Source organism: Bradyrhizobium sp. SZCCHNR1051 (genome assembly GCF_032489615.1).
In the GTDB taxonomy this organism is placed as follows: Bacteria; Pseudomonadota; Alphaproteobacteria; order Rhizobiales; family Xanthobacteraceae; genus Bradyrhizobium.
Window position 1 is genome coordinate 61,777 of record NZ_JAUEYJ010000027.1, and the last position, 21,827, is coordinate 83,603.

Below are 21,827 nucleotides of genomic sequence, written 5' to 3' on the forward strand. Positions count from 1 at the left end.
GACAGCCGGAGTGACGCGCGGTCTCCGCCCGCCAGTCGCGCGGGCGGACGCCGAAGCCCATGAGCTGTGCTTCTCCGATCCGGCGCGGCTCGCGCACGCGATCATGGATGCGGGACGGGACTGACGGTGCGCGGCGTAACGCTCCCATTCGACGTCACATTCACCGGGAGGCGCGATCGGCCAGAGTGATCTCCGATGAACGCAGCTCGCGGGGCATCCTTCTCGACCTTCGGACTATTTCAGCACGATCCAGGCCGGCGCGTGATCGCTGGCGCCGTCCTCGCCGCGGATGGCGCGGTCGACGCCGGCCTTGCTAAGGCGCGGCGCGAGTTGCGGGCTGAGCAGCAGGTGATCGAGCCGCAGGCCGGCATCGCGCGGCCAGCGGTTGCGCTTGTAGTCCCAGAAGGTGAACATCGGCGCGTCCGGATGCAGCGCGCGGATCGCATCGCACCAGCCTTGATCGACCAGCGCCTTGAAGGCGGCGCGGCTCTTCGGCTGGACCAGCGCGTCCTTGTCCCAGGACTTCGTCGGGTAGATGTCGAGCGTATCAGGCGCGACATTGTAGTCGCCGGCGAGCACGACCGGCAGGTCGTCCTTGATGAAATCAGCCGCGTGCTTGTGCAGCCGCTTGAACCAGGCGAGCTTGTGGTCGAATTTCGGCCCCGGCTGCGGATTGCCGTTCGGCAGATACAGGCAGCCGATGACGATGCCGCGCACCGCGGCCTCGATGTAGCGCGCCTCCTTGTCCTTCGGATCGCCGGGCAGGGCGGTGCGCGTCAGCACCGGCTCTGCCTTGCGCGCGAGAATCGCGACTCCGTTCCAGGTCTTCTGCCCCTGCCACACCGCGCCGTAGCCGGTCTTGGCGATCTCATCGACGGGGAAATCGGCCTGGGTGCATTTCAGCTCCTGCAGGCAGACGACGTCGGGCCTGGCCGCGCCCAGCCAGCGCAGCAGGTTGGGGAGCCGCCGCCGGACATTGTTGATGTTGAAGGTCGCGATCTTCATGATGCCCGTTGCCGTGGGGATTGTCCGGATGACCAAGCTCGCAATCGGCTTTTTGTTCACGCTTCCGCGTCGATGCAGCCAAGGCTGCCTACGAAAGCCCGGCCTATCAGGCAACCCACGTGCTTCTCGGCGGCGCGAGTCGAGAGGCGCACGCACCTACTTCGGTCGCGACGTCACCAGCGCACGGATCTTGTCCGCATCCGCCGGCGTCGCAGGATTGTAGATCACCATGGTGAGGTCGGGCCGGCCATCGACGGCGAAGCCCGAAAATTCCAGCGAGAGCGATCCGGCGATGGGATGCTGCAGGACCTTCGTGCCATCGCCATGCCGTCCCTGCACGTCGTTGTCGCGCCACATCGCCGCAAATTCCGGGCTCGTCGCGCAGAGCTCATCGACCAGCGACTGGACATTGCGGGCCGCACCGGCGCGCGCCACGTCGGCGCGGAAGGACGCGACCACATAGCGCGCCACGGCCTGCCAGTTGGGCTGTGCTGCGCGGACACGGCTGTCGTGGAACATCATGCGCAGAACATTGCGCTGGCCCTCCGGCAGGGTGCTGTAGTCGGTGAGGACAGCCGCAGCCGCCCTGTTCCAGGCGAGGATGTCCCATGTCGCCGTGCGAACGAAGGCGGGACTGTATTCCAGCGTGTCGAGCACGCGTTGGAGACGGGGTGAGATGCCGTCGATCGCGTGATAGCGGGCTTCGGGTGGCCGGCCGAGACCGAGCAGGAACAGATGCTCGCGCTCGGCGTCGGTCAGCATCATGGCGCGAGCGATGCGGTCCAGCACGTCGGCGGAGGGCGCGCCGCCGCGCCCTTGCTCGAGCCAGGTGTACCAGGTGGCGCTCACATTGGCGCGTTGCGCCACCTCTTCGCGCCGAAGCCCCGGCGTTCGCCGCCGCTGCAGCGGCAGGCCGAAGGCGGTCGGATCGAGCTTGGCGCGGCGATCCCTGAGATAGGTCCCGAGAGGGTTAGCGTCCGTCATCCTGTTAGCGATTATACCCGTATAAAGTCACGACTTTACCCGCATGAGCAGCCTAGCAATATCCCGGCGGTCTGAACAGGGAGTGTGTCTCATGCGCGTATTCGTCACCGGCGCCGCCGGATTCATCGGCTCCGAAACCACCAGGGAGCTGATCGCCGCCGGGCATCAGGTCATCGGCCTCGCGCGCTCCGCCGAGAACGTCCGCACGCTCGAGCAACTGGGCGCGCAGGTTCATCGCGGCTCGCTGCAGGACCTCGACAGCCTGAAGCGCGGCGCGAGGGATGCCGACGGCGTGATCCATCTCGCCTTCATCCATGACTTCGCGAAATTCGCGGAGAACGGCGCGATCGACAAGGCGGCGATCGAAGCCATGGGCGACGTGCTGGCCGGTACCAACAAGCCGTTCATCGTCACCTCCGGAACGGGGCTCGTTGCGGCCAACGTGGTGGTCACCGAAGACATGCGGCGCGAGTCGTCAGCGCATGTCCCGCGCGTGTCCGAGCAGGCCGGCCTGGCCCATGCATCGCGTGGCGTGCGCGCGATGGCGATCCGCCTGCCGCAGGTGCACGGCGCCCCTGGAAAGGCCGGGCTGATCTCTTATCTCGTCGAGCTCGCACGTCAGAAGGGCCGCGCCGCCTATGTCGGCGAAGGCACCGAGCGTTGGGCCGCGGCGCACCGATCGGATGTCGCCCGCATCTACCGGCTCGCCCTGGAGAAGGGCATTGCAGACGCGATCTACCACGCCGTCGGCGAGGAGGGCGTCCCCATGCGCGAGGTCATCGAGGTGATCGGTCGCGCGCTGAACGTGCCGGTGGTTTCGATAGGTAAGGAGGAGGCGGGCGACTACTATGGACCACTGGCGATGTTCGCGGGCCTGGACATGCCGGCCTCCAGCGCCCTGACACAGCAGCGCCTGGGCTGGAGACCGGACGGGATCGGTTTGATCGCCGACATCGGCCAGCCGGATTACTTCAAGGCATGAGCGTCGGCCGCGAACGTGGGAAGTGCACGAGCCAAGCGCAGGGTCGCGCGAGTCTTGTGCACTGCCACCGGCCTCATGCGATCGGCACGACGCCGGCACCGTGTCGTCCGCGCGCCCCGCAATGACGGCGACGCGGAGATTGGGGCCTTCGGGCGAGAGGCGACTGAACGTAGCGCTCCTGCCGTCATCGCTGCTAGTCTGGTTCATCCCTGCATGAGCCCGCCATGGCAAGACAGCCCATCCCGCACCCGATCCTCTCGACCGCCCGCCTGCGCCTACGACAGTTCGATCCCGCTGACACCGAAGCGATGCACCGGTGCTTCAGCGATCCGGATGCGATGCGCTTCTGGAATCATCCGGTTCACACCAAACGGATCGAGAGCGAACGTGCCGTCCGCCGGTTCATCGATTGTACGCCGTCCTACTACCGGTTCTGGGCGGTGGCAGAAGCCGAGACCGACCGCTGCATCGGCATGGTGAACTATCACGACGGTCACATGCGTGCGAAGCGCGTCACGATCGGCTACATCGTCGATCCTGCCCGGCAGCGCGATGGCATCGCCACCGAGGCGGTCGGTGCGATGCTCGATTTCTGCTTCGGCGAGCTCGGCCTGCACCGCGCGCAGGCGTTGATCCATCCGGACAACACCGCCTCGCGCCGGCTGGCCGAGAAGCTCGGCTTCCGCTGCGAGGGCCAGCTGCGCGACCACCTGCGCGTCGGCGACGAATGGCGCGACGACATGCTCTACGCGCTTCTGGCGACGGATGCGCGCGGCTGAGGGGGGCAGCGCAGGCTGCGAGCGTGGCTCGCAACGTCTACCCGGAAACAACAGCGGCCCGCCAGCGAAGCGTTGAACGATGTGGGTGACAGTGCGCTGAAGGGTGCAGCCGCGCTTTGTGCGCTGTCACCGTCATACCCAGGACAGGTCCGACAGCATGAGAATAACGACCGTCGCGAGCTGTCGTCCCCGATGATGCTTGCATTCCGATCTGGCTGACGACGGACTACTGCGGGAGGCCTCATGAGGCGCGGCGGTGTTGAGCGGGCCCTGCGATCTCCGACAGGAAAGCCAGCAGTGCAACGTTCACCCTGTCAGGCGTCTCAAGCTGCGGCCAATGTCCTGCCTCCTCGATCGTCTCGAACCCTGCCAACCCCGGCAGGGCAGTGCGCATCGTGGTCTCGCTCGGTCGGCGAACGCTGTTCAGCCCGTCGCGCGCTCCGGTCATGAAGAAGGTTGGCTGTGGAATGACGGCGCCGGCGTAGGCACGTGAGGCAATGCGGAAGAACCGGTCGATGGCACGGTAATAGTTGAGAGGGCCGTGAAAGCCGGTCCGAGCGAAGCTTGCGACGGCCTCGTCCAGATAGGCCTGGTCGATCACGCGAAGCGGTTCGGGCGCTGCGCGCAACAGCCCGCGCGACGGATCGAAAGGGTCCCAGCGCATGTCATCAGGCGCTTGGCCCGACGTCCAATAGTAACAGCCGGGAATCGTCGTCGCCGCGTCCGCCCAGGCCTGGTCCGCCTCGGGACGCATCTGTGCAAACATGTAGAAGTCATCGGTCCCTGCGGTGCGCAGCTGATCGAGGAAGCTGGGGCCGCCGGGCCGACGAAAGGGCACACTGATCCCGAACACGGCCGTGAAACAGTCGGGTCGCATCATGGCGGCGTTCCACGCGACACTCGCGCCGAAGTCATGCCCGACGATGACGGCGCTCGGGATCTCCAGTTGATCGAGGATTCCGACCAGGTCGCCCACGCACTCGAAGGACGTATAGGCCTCGGCATCGTCAGGCGCACCACTCTCGCCGTAGCCCCGCATGTCCAGCGCGATGGCGCGCCAGCCGGCCCTGGCGACAGCCTCCATCTGGGATCGCCAGCTCGACCAGATGGCCGGAAAGCCGTGACAGAACAGCACTGCGGGACCATTCCCTATTTCCGCGACGTGCAGCCTGATCCCGGCGGCTTCGATGTGTCGGTGGCGCATCCAGCTTTCCTCAATGTCGCATCGGTGCTAATACATCTGTATTGCGACGTCAATACAGATGTATTTGAGAACAGCAGATGACGACGGATCAACGTGAGGCGCTGCTCGAAGCTGCGGTCGGGATCGTGCATGCACGCGGCTTCGGGGCGACTGCGGTTCGAGACATTGCGACGGCGGCGGGCGTGCCGCATGGCTCGTTTACGAACCACTTCCGTTCCAAGGAAGTGTTCGAAATCCTCGTGCTCGACCGCTATGCCGAGAGGCTGGATGCGATCATGCGCGAGACGCTTGACGATGAGCGGCTCGCACCGGCGGAGCGGCTAAGGTCGTATTTCGATCGCATTTCCGCGGCTGCCGCCGGGGCGGAGTGGCGGCGCGGGTGCATCGTTCCCGATCTTGCTGCGGAAATCGCGGCCCATGGTGACGCCCTCCGCGCGCGGCTGTGCACCGTGCTCGCGGAGCAATCTGCGCGGTTTGAGACGGTCGCTCGTCTGCTCCGGCAAAGCGACGAAGAGGGGGCAGCCGATCTCGGCGCCTTTCTGCTGGCAGCTTGGCACGGCACGCTGCTCAGGATGAAGGTCGAACGGAATTCGACTGCAGTCGATCGCTTCCGCCGTATGCTCGAAAGTTTCCTTTATCCGCCTTCACAACCATAGCCGCGCCTCGTCAAAGCGGTCGCCTTCTCGTTCGGCGATGTCTCGGCGGCGATTTATTCCGATGACAGGGCACTTAACTCGCAGGCGGTTCCGCGTTGGAGACCGCCCCGGAATCGGATGGGCGGGCCGAGAGTTTTTTGCACTGTTAGCGTAATGCCCGCATGAGCGTAGCGACATGCGGGGACCCCTGGCTGCGACTTGCACCGATCGCATCCCCGTGGCACTGGCATGCACATGTCCTCGCCCCCGCTCGCCATCATTCCGCCCACGCATGCGCTCGTCGGCAGGGTTACGCCGCCCGGCAGCAAGTCGATCACCAACCGCGCCTTGCTGCTGGCCGCACTGGCGCGCGGCCGGAGCCGTCTCACCGGCGCGCTGAAGTCCAGGGATACGACGTTGATGGCGGCGGCGCTGCGGCAGATGGGCGTCGCGGTCGACGAGCCCGACGACACCAGCTTCGTCGTCACCAGCCCGGGCCGCCTGAGCACGCCGGACTCGCCGCTGGTCCTCGGCAATGCCGGGACGGCGATGCGCTTTCTCACTGCGGCGGTGGCGCTGTGCCGGGGAACCGTCGTCCTCGATGGCGACGACGCCATGCGTAAGCGCCCGATCGGTCCGCTGCTGGCGGCGATGCGGTCGCTCGGCATCGGGGCGGACGCGCCCACCGGCTGTCCGCCGGTGACGGTGGAGGGACGCGGGCATTTCGGCGCGGGCCGGGTCGAGATCGACGGCTCGCTGTCGAGCCAGTACGTCTCGGCGCTGCTGATGGCCGCGGCCTGCGGCGAAGGTCCGATCGATGTCGCGCTCGCCGGGCAGGACCTCGATGCGCGCGGTTATGTCGACCTCACGGTCGCCGCGATGACGGCATTCGGGGCCAGGGTGACCGCGGTCGATCGCACGACCTGGCGCGTGGAGCCGACCGGCTACGCAGCGACCGACTTCGTCATCGAGCCCGATGCCTCGGCCTCGACCTATCTGTGGGCGGCCGAGGTACTGACCGGCGGCCGCATCGACCTCGGCCTTCCGATCGCGGCCTTCACCCAGCCCGACGCGCAGGCCGCGCGGCTGATCAGGATGTTCCCGCATCTGCCTCCCGTGATCAACGGTTCGCAGATGCAGGACGCCGTGCCCACGCTGGCGGTGCTCGCCGCCTTCAACGCCACCCCGGTCCGTTTCACCGGCATCGCCAACCTCCGCGTCAAGGAATGCGACCGCGTCCATGCGCTTGCCACGGAGCTGTCGCGCATCCGCTTCGGCCTCGGCCGCGAGGACGGCGACGATCTCGTCGTCGCCTCCGATCCGGCGCTTGCCGGACAGACGCTGCCGGCACGCATCGCGACCTACGAGGATCACCGCATTGCCATGAGCTTCGCGCTCGCCGCCCTCCGGATCGGCGGCATCGTCATCCTCGACCCCGCTTGCGTCGGCAAGACCTATCCCGGCTATTGGGATGCGCTGCGCGCGCTCGGCGTGCAGACGCGGGCGGTGTGAGCGACACCGTACTCAGCAGCGTGCGGTCGGTTCAAAACCGTCATGGCGAGGAGCGCCGCATTTAGGCGATGCAAATGCATGGCCGAGTGGCGAGCGAGTTTTGTGCACTGTCACCGTAATCCCGAAGAAATCCAGGGTGGCATGTGGGATTCTGGATTGCGTCGCTTCGCCGCTGCGCTCGTAATGACGATGTGGCGCGCGCGCGGGCGCCTGAGGCGGAGGCGCTTCCTCTCACCAAAGTATGGCCCCTAGCTACATGTGCTCATTGTGCAGATTCTCGTTGTCATCCAGCCGACTTTTTAATGATTAGATCATAGCCTCGCCCCTGGTCCGCCGAGCGGAGACTATGCGTGGAGGTTGGGTGTGAATGACGATGTGCCTTGGTACGTAAGTCTGATCATAGCCTGGTTGCCACTGATCATGTTCGTCTTGGCCGTTGCATGGAGCACCCGTCGGATTCAGACGTCTCTGACGGCCGGCGATGGTCGCTCGCTGGCGCAGATCATCGGTGATCTGGCGGATGAGATGAAGCGGGCGAATGACAGAAGATTGTAGCCGGTCGCGTGACTCATCTGAACGAGCCGGGCGGTCTCGTAGATATTGGCAGGGAAGAAGCTGGGTATGACTAATGATGTTCCATGGTATGTAAGCCTGATTGTCTCCTGGCTTCCCTTCATCATATTCGTTGCCGCAATTCTCTGGAGTTCGCGGCAGCTGCGGAAGTCGCTCACTGCGAGTGATGGCCGCTCCCTGGCGCAGGTTGTCGACGATCTGGCGCGAGAGATGAAGCGCGCCAACGACATCCGTCATGACCAGGCGCCCTAGCCAGCGTAGCTTGGCCCTAACGGGCGCGCCGAAACGCGGAATTCATCAACGATCTCAATGCGACTCACCCTGTCCAGTCCGCGCACGAAAAATATTCGACTTCCGTTTATCAGAAAAGCATGCTTCACTCCCTCCGTCCCGCCTCGGCACGAGGGGCGTATCGCGATCGTCACGGCACGCGGGGTGGGATGCGGTGGGCGCTTTGGGTCGCAGCATGGCTGATGCTGTGCGGACGAACGGCTTAAGGCGCACGTCGAAAACGTATGGTCCTGGCATCCCGACGCTGATGCTACGCCGGTGGTGATGATGATCCGCCGGTCACGGGGGCAAGACAGCCCGGTCCCCGGGGAGAGTACGCATAAGGTGCGCCGTGGAAAGGCGCGGTTCTTGAGAGGGTGAAAGTCCCTTCCGGCAAATGTCGTTCCAGCCGGTAGCAATCGGAGCAGTCGGCGAGGTAACGACCCGGCTGAAGCCTCCGGTGGAGAGGGTCACGAGGTGACTTGGCGAGTGGGCGGGCTGTAACACGAGTGAACGTTGAGCAGGCCTCGAAAAGCTCGATGTGGAGGCTGACCTGGCCTTATTACAGGGAAAGCTGACATCGCTGGGGAAGAGAGCGACACGCGCACCCAGCGGCTCCACCGGGGTAGTGACGACGGCACGTCCACAACGAGAACCGAAGCAACACGGGAGACCCCATCGCGCGGTCGAGCGAGAGACCAACCGGAGGCCTGTGAAGGTCAGGCCGGGCGCGGCGGGGAGTCGGATGGGCTCGTAGTACCGGGGAAGCCGGGTAATGCCGGTGGAGGGAAGGAGCCCTCGTTCAGGCCAATGTAGAAAGTGGCGCGGGAGGGGAGATTGGGTCACCTCGAAACTCCACCAAGTGTCCGGAAGCTGCAGACTGCGTTACATGCGAAAGCGAAGGCAGAACCCGGGTTCAGGTTCTATCTTCTGTACGACAAGGTGTCTCGGGCGGATGTTCTGAGCTTCGCCTATGCCAGATGCAAAGCCAATGGCGGCGCGGCTGGTGTGGACGGTCAGACGTTCGAGGCCATCGAGGCGTATGGAGGCCAAGGTGCGTCGTCCGCGGATCACAAGAACCCGGATGTCGACAATGGCTGGAATCCGTGGCTCGGAGAACTGGCGGAAGAGCTCAGGAACAAGACGTATCGGCCGCAAGCGGTCAGACGGGTCTACATTCCGAAGCCGAACAGCAAGAAAATGCGACCTCTGGGGATCGCGACGATACGCGACCGGGTGGTTCAGACGGCGGCGATGCTGGTGCTCGAGCCCATCTTCGAAGCCGATCTGGAGCCCGAGCAATATGCGTACCGCGCCGGCAAGACTGCGCTGGACGCGGTGGAGACCGTGAACCGCCTGCTCAATCTGGGGTACACGGCCGTCGTCGACGCGGACCTGCGTGGCTACTTCGACGAGATACCGCACGGACCGCTGATGAAATCAGTGGCGCGCCGGATCTCCGACCGGCACATGCTGCATCTGATCAAGATGTGGATCGAGGCGCCGGTCGAGGAGACGGACGATCGCGGGCGCAAGCGTCGGACCACGTGGAATCGGGACGAGCACCGCGGCATCCCGCAGGGCTCTCCGATCTCCCCGCTGCTGGCGAACCTGTACATGCGACGGCTGGTGTTGTGGTGGAGACAATCGGGCGCGCGGCGGCGGCTGAAGGCCGTCATGGTCAACTATGCCGACGACTTGGTGATCTGCTGCAAGGGTACGGCCGACATCGCCATGCAGACGATGCGAGAGGTCATCAAGAAACTGCAACTGGCGGTCAACGAGGACAAGACACGAATCTGCCACCTGCCGGAAGAGCGGTTCGACTTCCTGGGCTACACGTTCGGACGGTGCTACTCCCACAAGACCGGGAAGGCCCACCTCAACTCGAAGCCATCGAAGAAGAGCATCAAGCGAATCTGCGATGCGATCAGGAACGAGACGGGCCGGCACAGGACGTTGTTATCAACCGAGAAGGTGGTGAAGCGGCTCAATGCCAAGCTCACCGGATGGGCGAACTACTTCCGTCTCGGGCCGGTCTCACCGGCCTACAGGGCGGTCGATGCCCATGCCATCCATCGGCTGCGCCAGTGGTTATGCGAAAAGCATCGGGTTCAAGGCCAGGGGTACAATCGCTTCCCCGACCGGTACCTCTACGAGACGTTGGGGCTGGTACGGCTGCCGAAGTCGACGCGTAACCTGCCGTGGGCGAAGGCATGAGAGCTTGCCCGGGAGCCGGATGCGCGAAACGCGCACGTCCGGTTCGATGAGCGGGGAAGGGAAACGGGGCGTTGCCGAATGGCCCAAGCCACCGCGCCCTTCCTCGACTCTACACGTAAAGCCATCGCGCAGGGAATGCCGGTTGACCGGCTGGACCTGTGGTTCCTGCCGCCTGCATTTTTGTCGCAGGCGGGCCATGGGTTGCGGCCAGCACCCGGCATTCCCTGCGCCCTCGTCTTTCGAAGAGGGTGAAAAAGAGATGCAAGCCTCGGGCGTTACATGCCGCGAGAACGACAGCGCATGTCAAAGCATCGTCATCGCGAGCGTCGCGCCGATCCCGTAGCCCGGATGAGCGCAGCGATATCCGTGTTCGCCGATACGGCGCATGGAACCTCGGATGTCGCTGCGCTCATCCGGGCTACGGCAGCGCGATTTGTCGTAACCGCGTGGCGATATCTATCCACGGTGTGGCAGCGGTCGTGCGCACCACAATCGGGGAGCGCGGCGCGATCAGCCCTCGGCGATTGTCGCCGCGCCGCCCTTGTAGATGCGATGATAGCGCCGGCCGAGATTGGTCAGGACCTCATAGCCGATGGTGCCGAAATGATGCGCGAGCTCGTCGACCGTGATGCCCTCGCCGAGCAGCGTGGCGAAGTGGCCGCGGCGGGCGGCCTTCGGCGGCAGGTCGGTGACATCCACCGCGATCAGGTCCATCGAGATGCGCCCGGCGATCGGGCAGCGTTGGCCGGCGATGATGACGTCGGCGCCGCGGGTGCCGTCGTTGGAGCTCGCCGCGCGGAAATAGCCGTCGGCATAGCCGGCGGAGAGGATCGCGATCTTCGTCGGGCGGCGCGCCGTCCAGGTGCCGCCATAGCCGACCGTGTCGCCGCGCGCGAGGTCGCGCAACTGCACGATGCGCGCTCTTATCTCGGCCACCGGCTGCATCGGATTGTCGGCCTCCGGCGTCGGGTTGACGCCGTAGAGCGCTGCACCGGGCCGCACCATGTCGAACTGGAACGAGGCGCCGAGGAAGATGCCGGAGGAGGCGGCAAGCGCGGCGGGCACGCCGGTGAAGACGCTGGCGACCTCGCGGAACGTCGTGAGCTGGCGCGCATTCGACGGGCTGTTGATCTGCTCGGCCGAGGCCAGATGGCTCATCACCAGCGTGATGCCGTGGTCGCCGCTCTGGATGCGCGGGATCATGCCCTGCGCATCGATCGGGGTGAGGCCGAGCCGGTTCATGCCGGTGTCGACATGAACGGCGGCGCCGCCCTTCCAGCCGGTGCGGCGGCAGAACATGTCCCATTCGGCGAGCTCGTTGAGCTCGCCGATGACCGGGCGGCAGTTGATCGCGGCGTAGTCGTCGCCGGTGTTCTGGAAGAAGCCGTCGAGCACGTAGAGCGCGGCCGTGTCGGGCAGGGCCGCGCGGGCGACCTTGGCCTCGGCGAGCGTCGCGACGAAGAAGGTCTTGCAGCCGGCGGCCGCGAGCGTGCGCGCCACCTGCGGGATGCCGCAGCCATAGGCGTCGGCCTTGATCACGCCGGCGCATTCGGCCGGCACCGCGGTCTTTTCCAGCTTGCGCCAATTGGCGGCGAGCGCGTCGAGATCGATCGTCAGCACGCCGGTGGCGCTGGCGGGCACCTGGACCTCCTCAGGACCGGGGGCGGGCTGATCAGCGGCGGGTTTCAGATCGGGAACGCTCATGTCGCGCTTTTACGCGGTGCAGCGTCCCGGTTCAACAGCACACGGTCAATAGTCGTGATGCTGCGGCGGCAGGCCGTCATGGGCGAGGTCGCCGAAGCGCGTGACCGAGGCGTCGAAGTGCAGCTCGACCGTGCCGGTCGGACCGTGGCGCTGCTTGCCGATGATGACTTCGGCCTTGCCGAGCGCCAGATCCATTTCCATCTGCCACTTCTGGTGCTCCTCGGTGCCGGGGCGCGGCTCCTTGGCGGCGAGGTAGTACTCGCCGCGATACACGAACAGCACCACGTCGGCGTCCTGCTCGATCGAGCCGGATTCACGCAGGTCCGACAGCTGCGGCCGCTTGTCCTCGCGATTCTCGACCTGACGCGACAGCTGCGACAGCGCGATGATGGGAACGCTGAGCTCCTTGGCCAGCGCCTTCAGGCTGGTGGTGATCTCGGTGATTTCCTGCACGCGGTTGTCGTTGCCGCGCTTGCCCGAGCCCGACAGCAGCTGGATGTAGTCGATCACCAGGAGGTCGAGGCCCTTCTGGCGCTTCAGGCGGCGGGCGCGCGCCATCACCTGCGCGATCGAGATGCCGCCGGTTTCGTCGACATAGAACGGCAGCGACTGCAGCTCGATCGAACATTCGCGCAGCTTCTCGAAATCGGCCTCGGTGATGCCGCCGCGGCGGATGTGGCTCGACGGAATGCCGCTGCGCTCGGCGATGATACGGGTGGCGAGCTGCTCGCCGCTCATTTCGCACGAGAAGAACCCGACCACGCCGCCCTGGGCGGCCCGATAGGTGCCGTCGGGCTGCAATTCGGGAACATAGGCCTGGGCGACGTTGTAGGCGATGTTGGTGGCGAGCGAGGTCTTGCCCATGCCCGGACGGCCGGCGAGGATGATCAAGTCGGAGTGCTGCAGGCCGCCCATCTTGGCGTCGAGATCGCGCAGGCCCGTCGAGATGCCGGACAGCTTGCCGTCGCGCTGGAACGCCTTGGCGGCCATGTCGAGCGCGGTCGTCAGCGCCTGGGAGAATTTCTGGAACCCGCCGTCGTAGCGTCCGGACTCCGCGAGCTCGTACAGCCGGCGCTCGGCGTCCTCGATCTGGTTGCGCGGCGCGAAGTCGACCGGCGCGTCGTAGGCGACGTTGACCATGTCCTCGCCGATGCCGATCAGGTCGCGGCGCAACGACAGGTCGTAGATGGTGCGGCCATAGTCCTGGGCGTTGATGATCGTGGTCGCTTCGGCCGCGAGCCGTGCCAGATATTGCCCGACGGTCATGCCGCCGATGTCGACGTCGGCGGGCAGGAACGTCTTCAAGGTCACGGGCGTCGCGACCTTGCCCATCCGGATCAGGCTGGACGCGGTCTCGAACACGGTTTGGTGCAGCGGCTCGAAGAAATGCTTCGGCTCGAGGAAGTCGGACACGCGATAGAACGCGTCGTTGTTGACCAGGATCGCGCCGAGCAGACCCTGTTCCGCCTCGATGTTGTGAGGAGCGCTGCGATAGGCCGGCGTTGCTGCGTCAGCCGGCGCCAGCTTGTGAACGTTCGAATCGGTGAGTGCCATGACCGCGTGTTTAGCAGCTTTGAAGGGGAGGGGATAAAGCGCCAGTCGCGGGCGAAGCGGAAGCGAAAGCTGAGCGCAATTCACCGTCTGGTAAATCTGGTGGATGAATCCGGACTCGCCAGATGCCGCGCTTGACGGAACCGGCAGGACTCAACGCCGCGCGAGCGCGAGCGACATGCCGCTGCAATCAACCGGCGCGATCGTTCGACACTTCAGCGAGGCGGGAACGAGAGCCGGCACGCCCGGGCGTGCCACGGCCGCGCGTGGATCCGCGCGGCGCGTCAGACCAGCAGCAGATAGAGGAGGGCGATGAGGGATGCTCCCACGCCCGCGGCGATCAGCGCGTAGTCGGTGCTGAAGTCGGTCTGGGGTTCCAACATGGCTCTGGCGGGCTCTGGGACATGCCGGGACACTATGGCCGGGCTTTCCCGAGGTCTGTGAGCCAGTTCACAGACCGCACGATTTGTTTGAAAATTTGAGTCGGATGGGTATGATCTTGCGCTCAAAGCGCAAACTGTCCATCGCACATCTCAAAATTGAACCCGAGTCCAGCGCGGCGCTGCCCCGCGCGCTACTCCCCCGCCATCCGCAGCGCCGGACGGCTGCCGCGCTCGCGCGCCCGCAGCCGCGTCTCCTCACGGGGAATGTAGTCGCGCGTCATCGGCACGACGCCCTGGCGCTTCGTCAGCTGGATCTGGACATTCATCAGGTTCTGCTTGCGGAACGCCATCTCCGATATCGCCAGGTAGAACTCCCACATCCGCGCGAAGCGCTCGTCATAGAGCTGCACGGCCTCGTCGCGCCGGGCCATGAAGCGTTCGCGCCACGCCTTCAGGGTCTCCGCGTAGTGCAGCCGCAGGACCTCGATGTCGCAGACGAGCAGCCCGGCGCGCTCGATCGCCGGCAGCACCTCCGAGAGGGCTGGGATGTAACCGCCGGGGAAGATGTATTTGGCGATCCATGGATTGGTCGCATCCGGCCCCCCGGAGCGTCCGATCGAATGCAGCAGCATGACGCCATCGTCCGCGAGCAGCTCGGCGCAGCGGCGAAAGAAGGTGTCGTAGAAGGCGACCCCGACATGCTCGAACATGCCGACCGAGACGATGCGGTCGAAGGTGCCGGGCACGTCGCGATAATCCTGCAGCAGGAAGCGGGCGGAGGCGGAGAGGCTACGTTCGGCCGCGCGGGCTTCGGCGACCTGCAACTGCTCGGCCGACAACGTCACGCCGGTCACATCGGCATCACACATCTCGGCCAGGTAGAGTCCAAGCCCGCCCCAGCCGCAGCCGATGTCGAGGATGCGATGGCGGCGGCCGATCAGCAGCTTGGCTGCGAGATGACGTTTCTTGGCGAGCTGGGCGTCGTCCAGCGTCGCGTCCGGCGTCTCGAAATAGGCGCAGGAATATTGCCGGTCGGCATCGAGGAACAGCGAATACAGCCGGCCGTCGAGATCGTAATGATGGGCGACGTTGCGGCGCGCGCGTCCCCTGACGTTGAGCTGGCGCAGATGGCGGGCCAGGTAGCGCAGCCACCATTGCGGTTTTGCCCAGTCGGGCACCACGGCCGGCTGGCTCATCACGATCGACAGCAGATCCGCGATCGATCCCCGTTCGACCACGAACGAGCCGTCCATATAGATCTCGCCGAGCGCGAGCTCGGGATTGGCCAGAAGCCGGCGCTCGGCTTCATGGGTCAGGAATCGTGCTGCCACGGGAACACCGGTTCCATCCCCGCAGCTGAACGTCATGCCGCTGGCGGTCGTAAAGCTGATCGACCCACGGCAAATGAAGCTACTCAACAGACTTCGCAGCAAACGGTCCATCCACACCACCCAACGAGCCATCCCGTGAGTTGTTGACTTTCCCGGCCGTCGCACTCGACGCGTTGAGAACCGATTGGTTCCCTATCATCACCTTGTTATGTTACCCAGCGGGCACAAGCCGACGCCACTGCCATGAACACAAAGCCGATATTCCGTCATGTCATTGATCGATGGACATCTCAGCGCAGGAACATCTGTGCGCTTTCATTCGCTCCGCAATCCGTTAAAAAGGCCGCGGCCGCCGGCCTTTTGGCCGGTGTCCGGCATCTGACCGCCGGACGAGGTCTGAAGGAATCGCCATCGAGGGCGTGGAGCGACCGCAACGTCCGCTGTCACGTTCGGCTGATCGCGAGAGGAAACACGGCAGCGGATGTCGCGCGGGGGCGGCGCCGTGTGGGCGAAACCATAGCTGGAGAATGAGAATGGTGGGCCGAGCGCTCAATTTGGCGACGGTGGTGGCGGTGTTCTGCATGGGCTTTGCGGGGGCCGCCGTTGCGCAGGAAAATCTCGATGCGGGCAAGAGTCCTGCGCAGATCTACAACGGGACCTGCGTGGTCTGCCACAAGTCGCCGCGCGGCCTGGTCAAGAACACCTCGGCCGGCTCGCTGCCCGGGTTTCTGCGCCAGCATTATACGACGAGCCCCGAGATGGCCGGCGTGCTCGCCAACTACCTGATTGCGAACGGCGCTGCGGATGCGCGCTACACGGGCCATTCGGCCAAGGACGGCAAGGAGACGCGGTCCGAGCGCCGCGCCCGGTCGGCCGCCACCGAGCCGTCGGAGGCGAAGCCAGCCGCCGCAGATGCTGCTGCCAGCCCAGGCGAGCCGCGCCGCCGTTCGGGTCATCACTCCAAGCGCTCCGCGCCGGCCGAGGCGAAGCCCGACGCGGCAGCGGATCCAACCGCTGCGCCGGCCGATGGCGAGGGCAGCGCGCCCGCGAAGAAGGGCAGGCTCGGCAAGCGCAAGAAGCCGGCCCAGGAGGGCTCGGCTGCGGAGGAGACGCGCGGCGAGCCGACCGGTGCGACCCGGCCGTCGCCGTCGCGCGAGGACAGCGCCGCCGGCTCCGAGCCGCCGCGGGTCGAGCCGGCGAGATCGAGCGACGCCGCCCCGGCGCTGCGGGCCGATCCGGTCCCACCGGTGACGCCGGCGCCGGCCACGACCCAGTCGGTGCCGTCGGATCCCTCGGTTCCGTCCTCGCCCTCGCGGTGAGACGACAATGAAAAAGCCCGGCTCGTTGAGCCGGGCTTTTCCGCAAATGGGCTGAGCGCGCTTACTGCTGCGCGGGCTCGCCGGCAGCGCCCTCGTCCTGGGCCTCCGGATCGAAGAACTCGCCGGCGGCGGCAATCGCTTCGGCGGCGGCGTCGCGGTCCTCCTGGCGGGTCGAGATGTCCTCGCCGCGCTTGATGCGCTCGGCCTCGTCGGCGCTGCGGGCGACCGTCACGGTCACCGAGGTCTCGACCTCCGGGTGGATCGCGATGGTGATCGTTTGCTTGCCGATCGTCTTGATCGGGGCGTCGAGCCAGACCTGCGGCCGGCTGACGGTGATGCCGTCGGCGGCCAGCGCGGCGACGATGTCACGCACCGAGACCGAGCCGAACAGCTGGCCGGATTCGGAGGCTTGGCGGATGATGACGATGTCGCGGCCGTCGATCTTCTCGGCGACCTTGGCCGCCTCGCCCTTGGCCTTGATGTTGTTGGCCTCGAGATCGGCCTTCATGCCCTCGTACTTGGCCTTGTTCTCGGCCGTCGCCCGCAGCGCCTTCTTGCGCTTCAGCAGGAAGTTGCGGGCGAACCCGTCCTTGACCTTCACGATCTCGCCCATCTGGCCGAGCTTGGCGACACGTTCCAGCAGAATGACTTCCATCGATGTTCTCCTTGTAATGTTCGGAAGCGGTTGGTGTGAAGTTGAACCTTTACGGCACCGGCAAAGGCGGCGGCTGCCGCGGGCCGAAACGGTGGCGGAGGTCGAAGGCGGCGTCGGCGAGGCCGAGGACGATCATCGCCAGCATGGGGATCGGCCAGATGAAGGTCAGCATCAGCGCGTAGGCGAGGCCGAGCCAGAGCGGCCGGGTGCGCAGTGGCAAGGTCAGCGTATGCAGGACCGCGAAGCCGGTCAGCGCATAGGCGGTCAGCAGCGCTGCGGCGGCGATCCGCGCCAACATGCCGATCAGTCCGCCGGGGAAGCAGAAGGCGATGATTGCAAACAGCGCCGGAAGCGTCATCAGCGGCAGCTTGGTGTCACGCAGGCGAGGCCATGGGCGCATCAGCCGGCCGGAGATCGCCGTGATCTTTGCGGCTGCCAGAACGTTGAGCGACAGGATCGTGGTCATGATCACCGCGGCCATGGGTGGCGCCATGAAGACCAAGAGCTCGATCAGCCGGGGAATGTCGACCGCGTCGGTCGACGCGACGGTATTGCCGAGCACGCGCGACAGCAGCCGCCTGAGACCCTGATTGGTGGCCGTCATGTCGGTGCCGAAGGAGAACGCGGCGATCAGCGCCGCGATCACCGCGATCCACAGCAGGATATGGCCGGGCGGATACCATTCGATGCCATCCTGGCCGGACGGGCTGATCGTCGGACGGCCGAGCAGGACGAGGTGGCCGAGCCACCAGGCCGGCAGCGTCACCGAGACGGCAAAGGCGAGAGCGCGATCGAAGCCGAAGATGGCCAGCACGCAAGCGGTTGCCACGAGACCGCCGATGACAGCGCAAAGCCGGCCCCAGGCGATCGCGGCGACCAGCAGCGGCACGGGCGCGAGCAGCGCAAGCACGAGCGCCGTCATCACGCCCGACCCGGTCGAGGCGAACATGACCGCGGAGGCAGCGCCTGCCGCGAGCGCGATGAGAAGCGTTCCGATCATCAGCTGTCCCGCTCCCCTTCGAGCGGTTAGAGGCGTGGTGGCCCCAACCATCGGCGACCGGACGACCCGGAAGCCTTATGAGAATTCAACGAGAGGAGCCGGCGGCGCGGGGCCGCCGGTCCGAGGTCCGCAATCAGCGGATGACGTAGGGCAGCAGGCCGAGGAAGCGGGCGCGCTTGATGGCGCGCGCGAGCTCGCGCTGCTTCTTTGCCGAGACGGCCGTAATGCGGCTCGGCACGATCTTGCCGCGCTCGGACACGTAGCGCATCAGCAGCTTGGAGTCCTTGTAGTCGATCTTCGGCGCGTTCGGCCCGGAGAACGGGCAGGTCTTGCGGCGGCGGAAGAACGGGCGACGTGCGGGGGCTTCAGCCATTGATCTTACTCCTCGTCCGCAGTTTCTTCGTCACGGGGACGGCGCGGGGGACCGCGATCACCACGGTCGCCACGATCACCGCGGAAACCGCCGCCATCGCGCTCACCGCGGAAGCCGCCGCCACGGTCGTCGCGCTCACGGTCGCGATCGGCCTTGCGCATCATCGCCGACGGACCTTCCTCGAGCTCGTCGACGCGGACGCTCAGGTAACGGATCACGTCCTCGCTGATCCGCTCCTGACGCTCGATCTCGGCGATCGCCGCCGAAGGCGCGTCGATGTTGAGCAGCACGAAGTGCGCCTTGCGGTTCTTGTTCATGCGGTAGGTGAGGGAGCGAACGCCCCAATTCTCGGTCTTGGTGATCTTGCCGCCGAGACCTTCGACGATGCCGGTCATCTGGGCCGTCAGTTCTTCCACCTGCTGGGTGCTCGCGTCCTGACGCGCGAGAAAAACATGCTCATAAAGAGGCATGGTTGTCCTTTCCATGTTGGCGCAGATCCCGGCGTCAAGCCCTTCGAGCCCTTGTGGAAAGGACTCGCAGACGTCAGCTCAGAAGGCGGGAACACGGGACGACGGGCCGACTGGCCCTGCCCCATCAAAGTCGCCTGGACATCCTGGAGGAGATACATCCCCAGGATCGAGCAAGGTTAATTTGCTGGGACCGTCCGTTCAGCTCCCGGCTCGGGATCCACGGATGGCGGGCTTATACCGATTTTCGGCGCCAAGGCAAGGGAAAGTGGTCGAATTGCGCCCGTCACGCGCTTGACATCCCGGCCTTTGCCAGTGTCTTTCCGGCCAAAGCTACTCAATTCCAGGGATTTTGGAACGTTCAGGGGGCGGCCATGACGGCAGCATTCACTTTTCCGGGGCAGGGGTCCCAGGCCGTCGGCATGGGCAAGGCGCTCGCGGACGCCTTCCCGGTCGCCCGCTCCGTGTTCGAGGAGGTCGACGCCGCCCTCGGCGAGAAGCTGACCGCCCTCATCTGGGAGGGCCCGGCCGAAACCCTGCAATTGACCGAGAACGCCCAGCCCGCCCTGATGGCGGTTTCGATGGCAACCTTGCGGGTGCTGGAGGCCGAGGCGGGGTTCTCGGTCGGGCGTGATGCGGCCTTCGTCGCCGGCCACTCCCTCGGCGAATATTCGGCACTCGCGGCTGCCGGCAGCCTGACCATCGCCGACACCGCCCGCCTGCTGCGGACGCGCGGTCTCGCCATGCAGAAGGCCGTTCCGGTGGGCGTCGGCGCCATGGCCGCGCTGCTCGGGATGGATTACGAGGCCGCCGTGGCGGTCGCCGAAGAGGCGGCCCAGGGCGAGGTCTGCCAGGCCGCCAACGACAATGGCGGAGGGCAGGTGGTGGTGTCCGGCAACAAGGCCGCCATCGACCGCGCGGTCGAGATCGCGCGCGGCAAGGGCGCCAAGCGCGCCATGCTGCTGCCGGTCTCCGCGCCGTTCCATTGCAAGCTCATGCAGCCGGCGGCGGACGTCATGGCGGAGGCGCTGTCCAGGGTCACCATCAAGGCGCCGGCCGCGCCGCTGGTCTCGAACGTGCTCGCGGCGCCGATCAGCGATCCCGACGAGATTCGCCGTCGCCTGGTCGAGCAGGTCACGGGTACGGTGCGCTGGCGCGAATCGATCGCCTACATGGCGAGCCAGGGCGTGACGCGGTTTTTCGAAATCGGCGCCGGCAAGGTGCTGAGCGGCCTGGTCAAGCGGATCGCGGATGGTGCGGTCGGCGTCGCCGTCGGCGGGCCGGCGGACATCGCGGCCGCCAAGGATGCCTTGGCCGCGGCCAAAACGTCGTAAAGGGCCGCGTGCAGCGGCATTGAGGAGAGTTTGATGTTCGATCTGAGTGGCAGGACCGCGCTGGTCACCGGCGCGACCGGCGGCATCGGCAATGCGATCGCCAAGGCATTGCATGCCCAGGGAGCGACCGTGGCCGTTTCCGGCACCCGGCGCGAGGTGCTCGAGACCCTCGCGGGCGAGCTGGGCAGCCGCGTGCACGTGCTGCCTTGCAATCTGTCGGATACGGCCGAGGTCGAGGCGCTGGTGCCGGCCGCCGAACAGGCCATGGGGCAGGTCGACATTCTCGTCGCCAACGCCGGCATCACCCGCGACAACCTGTTCGTGCAGCTGCGCGACGAGGATTGGGACGAAGTGATCAAGGTCAACCTGACCGCGACATTCCGCCTCTCGCGTGCCGCCACCAAGCTGATGATGCGCAAGCGCTTCGGCCGCATCATCGCGATCACCTCGATCGTCGGCGTCACCGGCAATCCGGGGCAGGGCAATTACACGGCGTCCAAGGCCGGCATCATCGGCATGATCAAGACGCTCGGCGCCGAATATGCCAAGCGCGGCGTGACCGCCAACTGCATCGCCCCGGGCTTCATCAAGACACCGATGACCGACGCGTTGAACGAGAAGCAGCGCGAGTCGATCCTCGCCAAGGTGCCGGCGGCGCGGTTGGGCACGCCCGAGGACATTGCTGCAGCTGCGGTGTACCTCGCCTCAAACGAGGCGGCCTATGTCACGGGCCAGACCATCCACGTCAATGGCGGCATGGCCATGATCTAGGCTCTGCCGCGGCTCGGAATGCGGCGAAAAGACGTCGCGACCACCATACCGGGCCGTGTGGTCAATGATTCGCGTGTATGGTAACCGGGCGGCTGATGGGGGCACGAAGAACGCCATTGCAGGATTTCCAAACCCTGTATATTGGCGGGGCGAGCTGCCATCGTTCGCCGGGCCTCCGTCGGCTGGTGCTGCTGATCCGGGTTTCTGTTTGAGCGCTCTGGATCGGAGGCGTACCGGCCTCATGGAGAGTGTGGATTGGAGTTTGTGAGTGGCCCCGTTTCCGAAGTTTTCGGACCGCAAGTCGTCCGCCAAATTTCGGTAAAGGGGCGCTGCGGGGCAAATCTGGTTTTGCGCGATCGCGAAGGAAGTTTAGCGGCCGGGGTGATGCGGATCATCCGGGGGTCGGGTCTTAAAGGAACAAGCACGAGGTTGAACGATGAGTGAGATTGGCGAGCGGGTTAAGAAGATCGTGGTCGAACACCTTGGTGTCGAGCCCGAGAAAGTGGTCGACAACGCGAGCTTCATTGACGACCTCGGTGCTGACAGCCTCGACACGGTCGAGCTCGTCATGGCCTTCGAGGAAGAGTTCGGTTGCGAGATTCCGGACGACGCCGCGGAGACGATCCTGACTGTCGGCGACGCCACCAAGTTCCTCGAGAAGAACGCCAAGAGCTGACGCTCTAGCGAAGTTGCGCGAAACCGGCCGATCCGTCTTGTGCGGTCGACCGGTTTCTTGCTGTTGGCGGCGTCGCGATGAGCCGTCATCTGGCGGCCG

General features: G+C 65.7%; 20 protein-coding genes. 10 read left to right on the plus strand and 10 right to left on the minus strand.

Translation table 11 applies throughout. From position 1 onward, the window contains the following. Positions 1-234 precede the first annotated feature (234 nt). Positions 235-1,005: an exodeoxyribonuclease III gene (xth, locus tag QW868_RS28780; RefSeq protein ID WP_316232103.1), complete on the minus strand. Its 771-nt coding sequence runs from the start codon at positions 1,003-1,005 to the stop codon at positions 235-237. 156 nt (positions 1,006-1,161) lie between these two features. Next, a complete protein-coding gene (locus QW868_RS28785) occupies positions 1,162-1,989 on the minus strand; it encodes a helix-turn-helix transcriptional regulator (RefSeq protein WP_316232104.1) in 828 nt (275 codons plus the stop codon). 91 nt (positions 1,990-2,080) lie between these two features. Here QW868_RS28785 and QW868_RS28790 point away from each other — a divergent pair, with 91 nt between their 5' ends. Next, a complete protein-coding gene (locus QW868_RS28790) occupies positions 2,081-2,971 on the plus strand; it encodes an SDR family oxidoreductase (RefSeq protein WP_316232105.1) in 891 nt (296 codons plus the stop codon). A gap of 224 nt (positions 2,972-3,195) precedes the next feature. Then, a complete protein-coding gene (locus tag QW868_RS28795; protein ID WP_316232106.1) occupies positions 3,196-3,750 on the plus strand; it encodes a GNAT family protein in 555 nt (184 codons plus the stop codon). A 241-nt stretch (positions 3,751-3,991) separates the two neighbouring features. Here QW868_RS28795 and QW868_RS28800 read toward each other — a convergent pair whose 3' ends face one another. After that, the gene (locus tag QW868_RS28800) at positions 3,992-4,954 is read right to left on the minus strand and encodes an alpha/beta hydrolase (protein WP_316202096.1); all 963 of its coding nucleotides are present in this window, start codon (positions 4,952-4,954) and stop codon (positions 3,992-3,994) included. 77 nt (positions 4,955-5,031) lie between these two features. On the opposite strand from QW868_RS28800, the gene QW868_RS28805 reads away from it, so the two are divergent. From QW868_RS28805 to ltrA, 4 genes are all read left to right on the plus strand, one after another. Next, positions 5,032-5,610, plus strand: coding sequence for a TetR/AcrR family transcriptional regulator (locus tag QW868_RS28805; protein ID WP_316232107.1), 579 nt, complete (start codon positions 5,032-5,034; stop codon positions 5,608-5,610). Positions 5,611-5,844: 234 nt separating this feature from the next. Beyond that, complete coding sequence (locus QW868_RS28810) at positions 5,845-7,101, plus strand: 3-phosphoshikimate 1-carboxyvinyltransferase (protein WP_316232108.1); 1,257 nt, start codon at positions 5,845-5,847, stop codon at positions 7,099-7,101. A 363-nt stretch (positions 7,102-7,464) separates the two neighbouring features. Then, a complete protein-coding gene (locus QW868_RS28815; RefSeq protein WP_316232109.1) occupies positions 7,465-7,656 on the plus strand; it encodes a hypothetical protein in 192 nt (63 codons plus the stop codon). 1,230 nt (positions 7,657-8,886) lie between these two features. Beyond that, positions 8,887-10,164 carry a group II intron reverse transcriptase/maturase gene (gene ltrA, locus QW868_RS28820; RefSeq protein WP_316229723.1) on the plus strand — a complete coding sequence of 426 codons (1,278 nt, stop codon included), beginning with the start codon at positions 8,887-8,889 and terminating at the stop codon, positions 10,162-10,164. Between the two features lie 510 nt (positions 10,165-10,674). Here ltrA and alr read toward each other — a convergent pair. From alr to QW868_RS28835, 3 genes are all read right to left on the minus strand, one after another. After that, positions 10,675-11,868 (minus strand): alanine racemase, encoded by a 1,194-nt coding sequence (alr, locus tag QW868_RS28825; protein ID WP_316232110.1) that lies wholly within the window; start codon positions 11,866-11,868, stop codon positions 10,675-10,677. 45 nt (positions 11,869-11,913) lie between these two features. After that, a complete protein-coding gene (locus QW868_RS28830; RefSeq protein WP_315755750.1) occupies positions 11,914-13,422 on the minus strand; it encodes a replicative DNA helicase in 1,509 nt (502 codons plus the stop codon). Between the two features lie 571 nt (positions 13,423-13,993). Further along, complete coding sequence (locus QW868_RS28835) at positions 13,994-15,244, minus strand: cyclopropane-fatty-acyl-phospholipid synthase family protein (protein ID WP_316232111.1); 1,251 nt, start codon at positions 15,242-15,244, stop codon at positions 13,994-13,996. Between the two features lie 422 nt (positions 15,245-15,666). On the opposite strand from QW868_RS28835, the gene QW868_RS28840 reads away from it, so the two are divergent. Next, on the plus strand, positions 15,667-16,452 hold the full coding sequence (locus QW868_RS28840; protein ID WP_315739392.1) for a hypothetical protein: 786 nt from the start codon (positions 15,667-15,669) through the stop codon (positions 16,450-16,452). 61 nt (positions 16,453-16,513) lie between these two features. On the opposite strand, the gene rplI is transcribed toward QW868_RS28840, so the two are convergent. The 4 genes from rplI to rpsF form a co-directional block, all read right to left on the minus strand. Continuing rightward, positions 16,514-17,107 (minus strand): 50S ribosomal protein L9, encoded by a 594-nt coding sequence (gene rplI, locus QW868_RS28845; protein ID WP_315739393.1) that lies wholly within the window; start codon positions 17,105-17,107, stop codon positions 16,514-16,516. 49 nt (positions 17,108-17,156) lie between these two features. Continuing rightward, entirely contained in the window at positions 17,157-18,107 is a 951-nt protein-coding gene (locus QW868_RS28850; RefSeq protein ID WP_316232112.1) for a hypothetical protein, read from the minus strand. A 133-nt stretch (positions 18,108-18,240) separates the two neighbouring features. Then, positions 18,241-18,480 (minus strand): 30S ribosomal protein S18, encoded by a 240-nt coding sequence (rpsR, locus tag QW868_RS28855; protein ID WP_008963441.1) that lies wholly within the window; start codon positions 18,478-18,480, stop codon positions 18,241-18,243. A 5-nt stretch (positions 18,481-18,485) separates the two neighbouring features. After that, on the minus strand, positions 18,486-18,950 hold the full coding sequence (rpsF, locus tag QW868_RS28860; protein ID WP_315739396.1) for a 30S ribosomal protein S6: 465 nt from the start codon (positions 18,948-18,950) through the stop codon (positions 18,486-18,488). A gap of 371 nt (positions 18,951-19,321) precedes the next feature. Here rpsF and fabD point away from each other — a divergent pair, with 371 nt between their 5' ends. The 3 genes from fabD (at position 19,322) to QW868_RS28875 (ending at position 21,728) form a co-directional block, all read left to right on the plus strand. Next, positions 19,322-20,281: an ACP S-malonyltransferase gene (gene fabD / locus QW868_RS28865; protein WP_316232113.1), complete on the plus strand. Its 960-nt coding sequence runs from the start codon at positions 19,322-19,324 to the stop codon at positions 20,279-20,281. A 33-nt stretch (positions 20,282-20,314) separates the two neighbouring features. Next, complete coding sequence (fabG, locus tag QW868_RS28870; protein ID WP_315739398.1) at positions 20,315-21,052, plus strand: 3-oxoacyl-[acyl-carrier-protein] reductase; 738 nt, start codon at positions 20,315-20,317, stop codon at positions 21,050-21,052. A gap of 436 nt (positions 21,053-21,488) precedes the next feature. Then, positions 21,489-21,728, plus strand: coding sequence for an acyl carrier protein (locus QW868_RS28875; protein ID WP_006610957.1), 240 nt, complete (start codon positions 21,489-21,491; stop codon positions 21,726-21,728). Positions 21,729-21,827: the final 99 nt, after the last annotated feature.

Excerpts from the sequence above, each read along its gene's own strand:
- xth (WP_316232103.1), bottom strand. The coding sequence starts at position 1,005 with ATGAAGATCGCGACCTTCAACATCAACAATGTCCGGCGGCGGCTCCCC.
- QW868_RS28785 (WP_316232104.1), bottom strand. The coding sequence starts at position 1,989 with ATGACGGACGCTAACCCTCTCGGGACCTATCTCAGGGATCGCCGCGCC.
- QW868_RS28790 (WP_316232105.1), top strand. The coding sequence starts at position 2,081 with ATGCGCGTATTCGTCACCGGCGCCGCCGGATTCATCGGCTCCGAAACC.
- QW868_RS28795 (WP_316232106.1), top strand. The coding sequence starts at position 3,196 with ATGGCAAGACAGCCCATCCCGCACCCGATCCTCTCGACCGCCCGCCTG.
- QW868_RS28800 (WP_316202096.1), bottom strand. The coding sequence starts at position 4,954 with ATGCGCCACCGACACATCGAAGCCGCCGGGATCAGGCTGCACGTCGCG.
- QW868_RS28805 (WP_316232107.1), top strand. The coding sequence starts at position 5,032 with ATGACGACGGATCAACGTGAGGCGCTGCTCGAAGCTGCGGTCGGGATC.
- QW868_RS28810 (WP_316232108.1), top strand. The coding sequence starts at position 5,845 with ATGTCCTCGCCCCCGCTCGCCATCATTCCGCCCACGCATGCGCTCGTC.
- alr (WP_316232110.1), bottom strand. The coding sequence starts at position 11,868 with ATGAGCGTTCCCGATCTGAAACCCGCCGCTGATCAGCCCGCCCCCGGT.
- QW868_RS28830 (WP_315755750.1), bottom strand. The coding sequence starts at position 13,422 with ATGGCACTCACCGATTCGAACGTTCACAAGCTGGCGCCGGCTGACGCA.
- QW868_RS28835 (WP_316232111.1), bottom strand. The coding sequence starts at position 15,244 with ATGGACCGTTTGCTGCGAAGTCTGTTGAGTAGCTTCATTTGCCGTGGG.
- QW868_RS28840 (WP_315739392.1), top strand. The coding sequence starts at position 15,667 with ATGGTGGGCCGAGCGCTCAATTTGGCGACGGTGGTGGCGGTGTTCTGC.
- rplI (WP_315739393.1), bottom strand. The coding sequence starts at position 17,107 with ATGGAAGTCATTCTGCTGGAACGTGTCGCCAAGCTCGGCCAGATGGGC.
- QW868_RS28850 (WP_316232112.1), bottom strand. The coding sequence starts at position 18,107 with ATGATCGGAACGCTTCTCATCGCGCTCGCGGCAGGCGCTGCCTCCGCG.
- rpsR (WP_008963441.1), bottom strand. The coding sequence starts at position 18,480 with ATGGCTGAAGCCCCCGCACGTCGCCCGTTCTTCCGCCGCCGCAAGACC.
- rpsF (WP_315739396.1), bottom strand. The coding sequence starts at position 18,950 with ATGCCTCTTTATGAGCATGTTTTTCTCGCGCGTCAGGACGCGAGCACC.
- fabD (WP_316232113.1), top strand. The coding sequence starts at position 19,322 with ATGACGGCAGCATTCACTTTTCCGGGGCAGGGGTCCCAGGCCGTCGGC.
- fabG (WP_315739398.1), top strand. The coding sequence starts at position 20,315 with ATGTTCGATCTGAGTGGCAGGACCGCGCTGGTCACCGGCGCGACCGGC.
- QW868_RS28875 (WP_006610957.1), top strand. The coding sequence starts at position 21,489 with ATGAGTGAGATTGGCGAGCGGGTTAAGAAGATCGTGGTCGAACACCTT.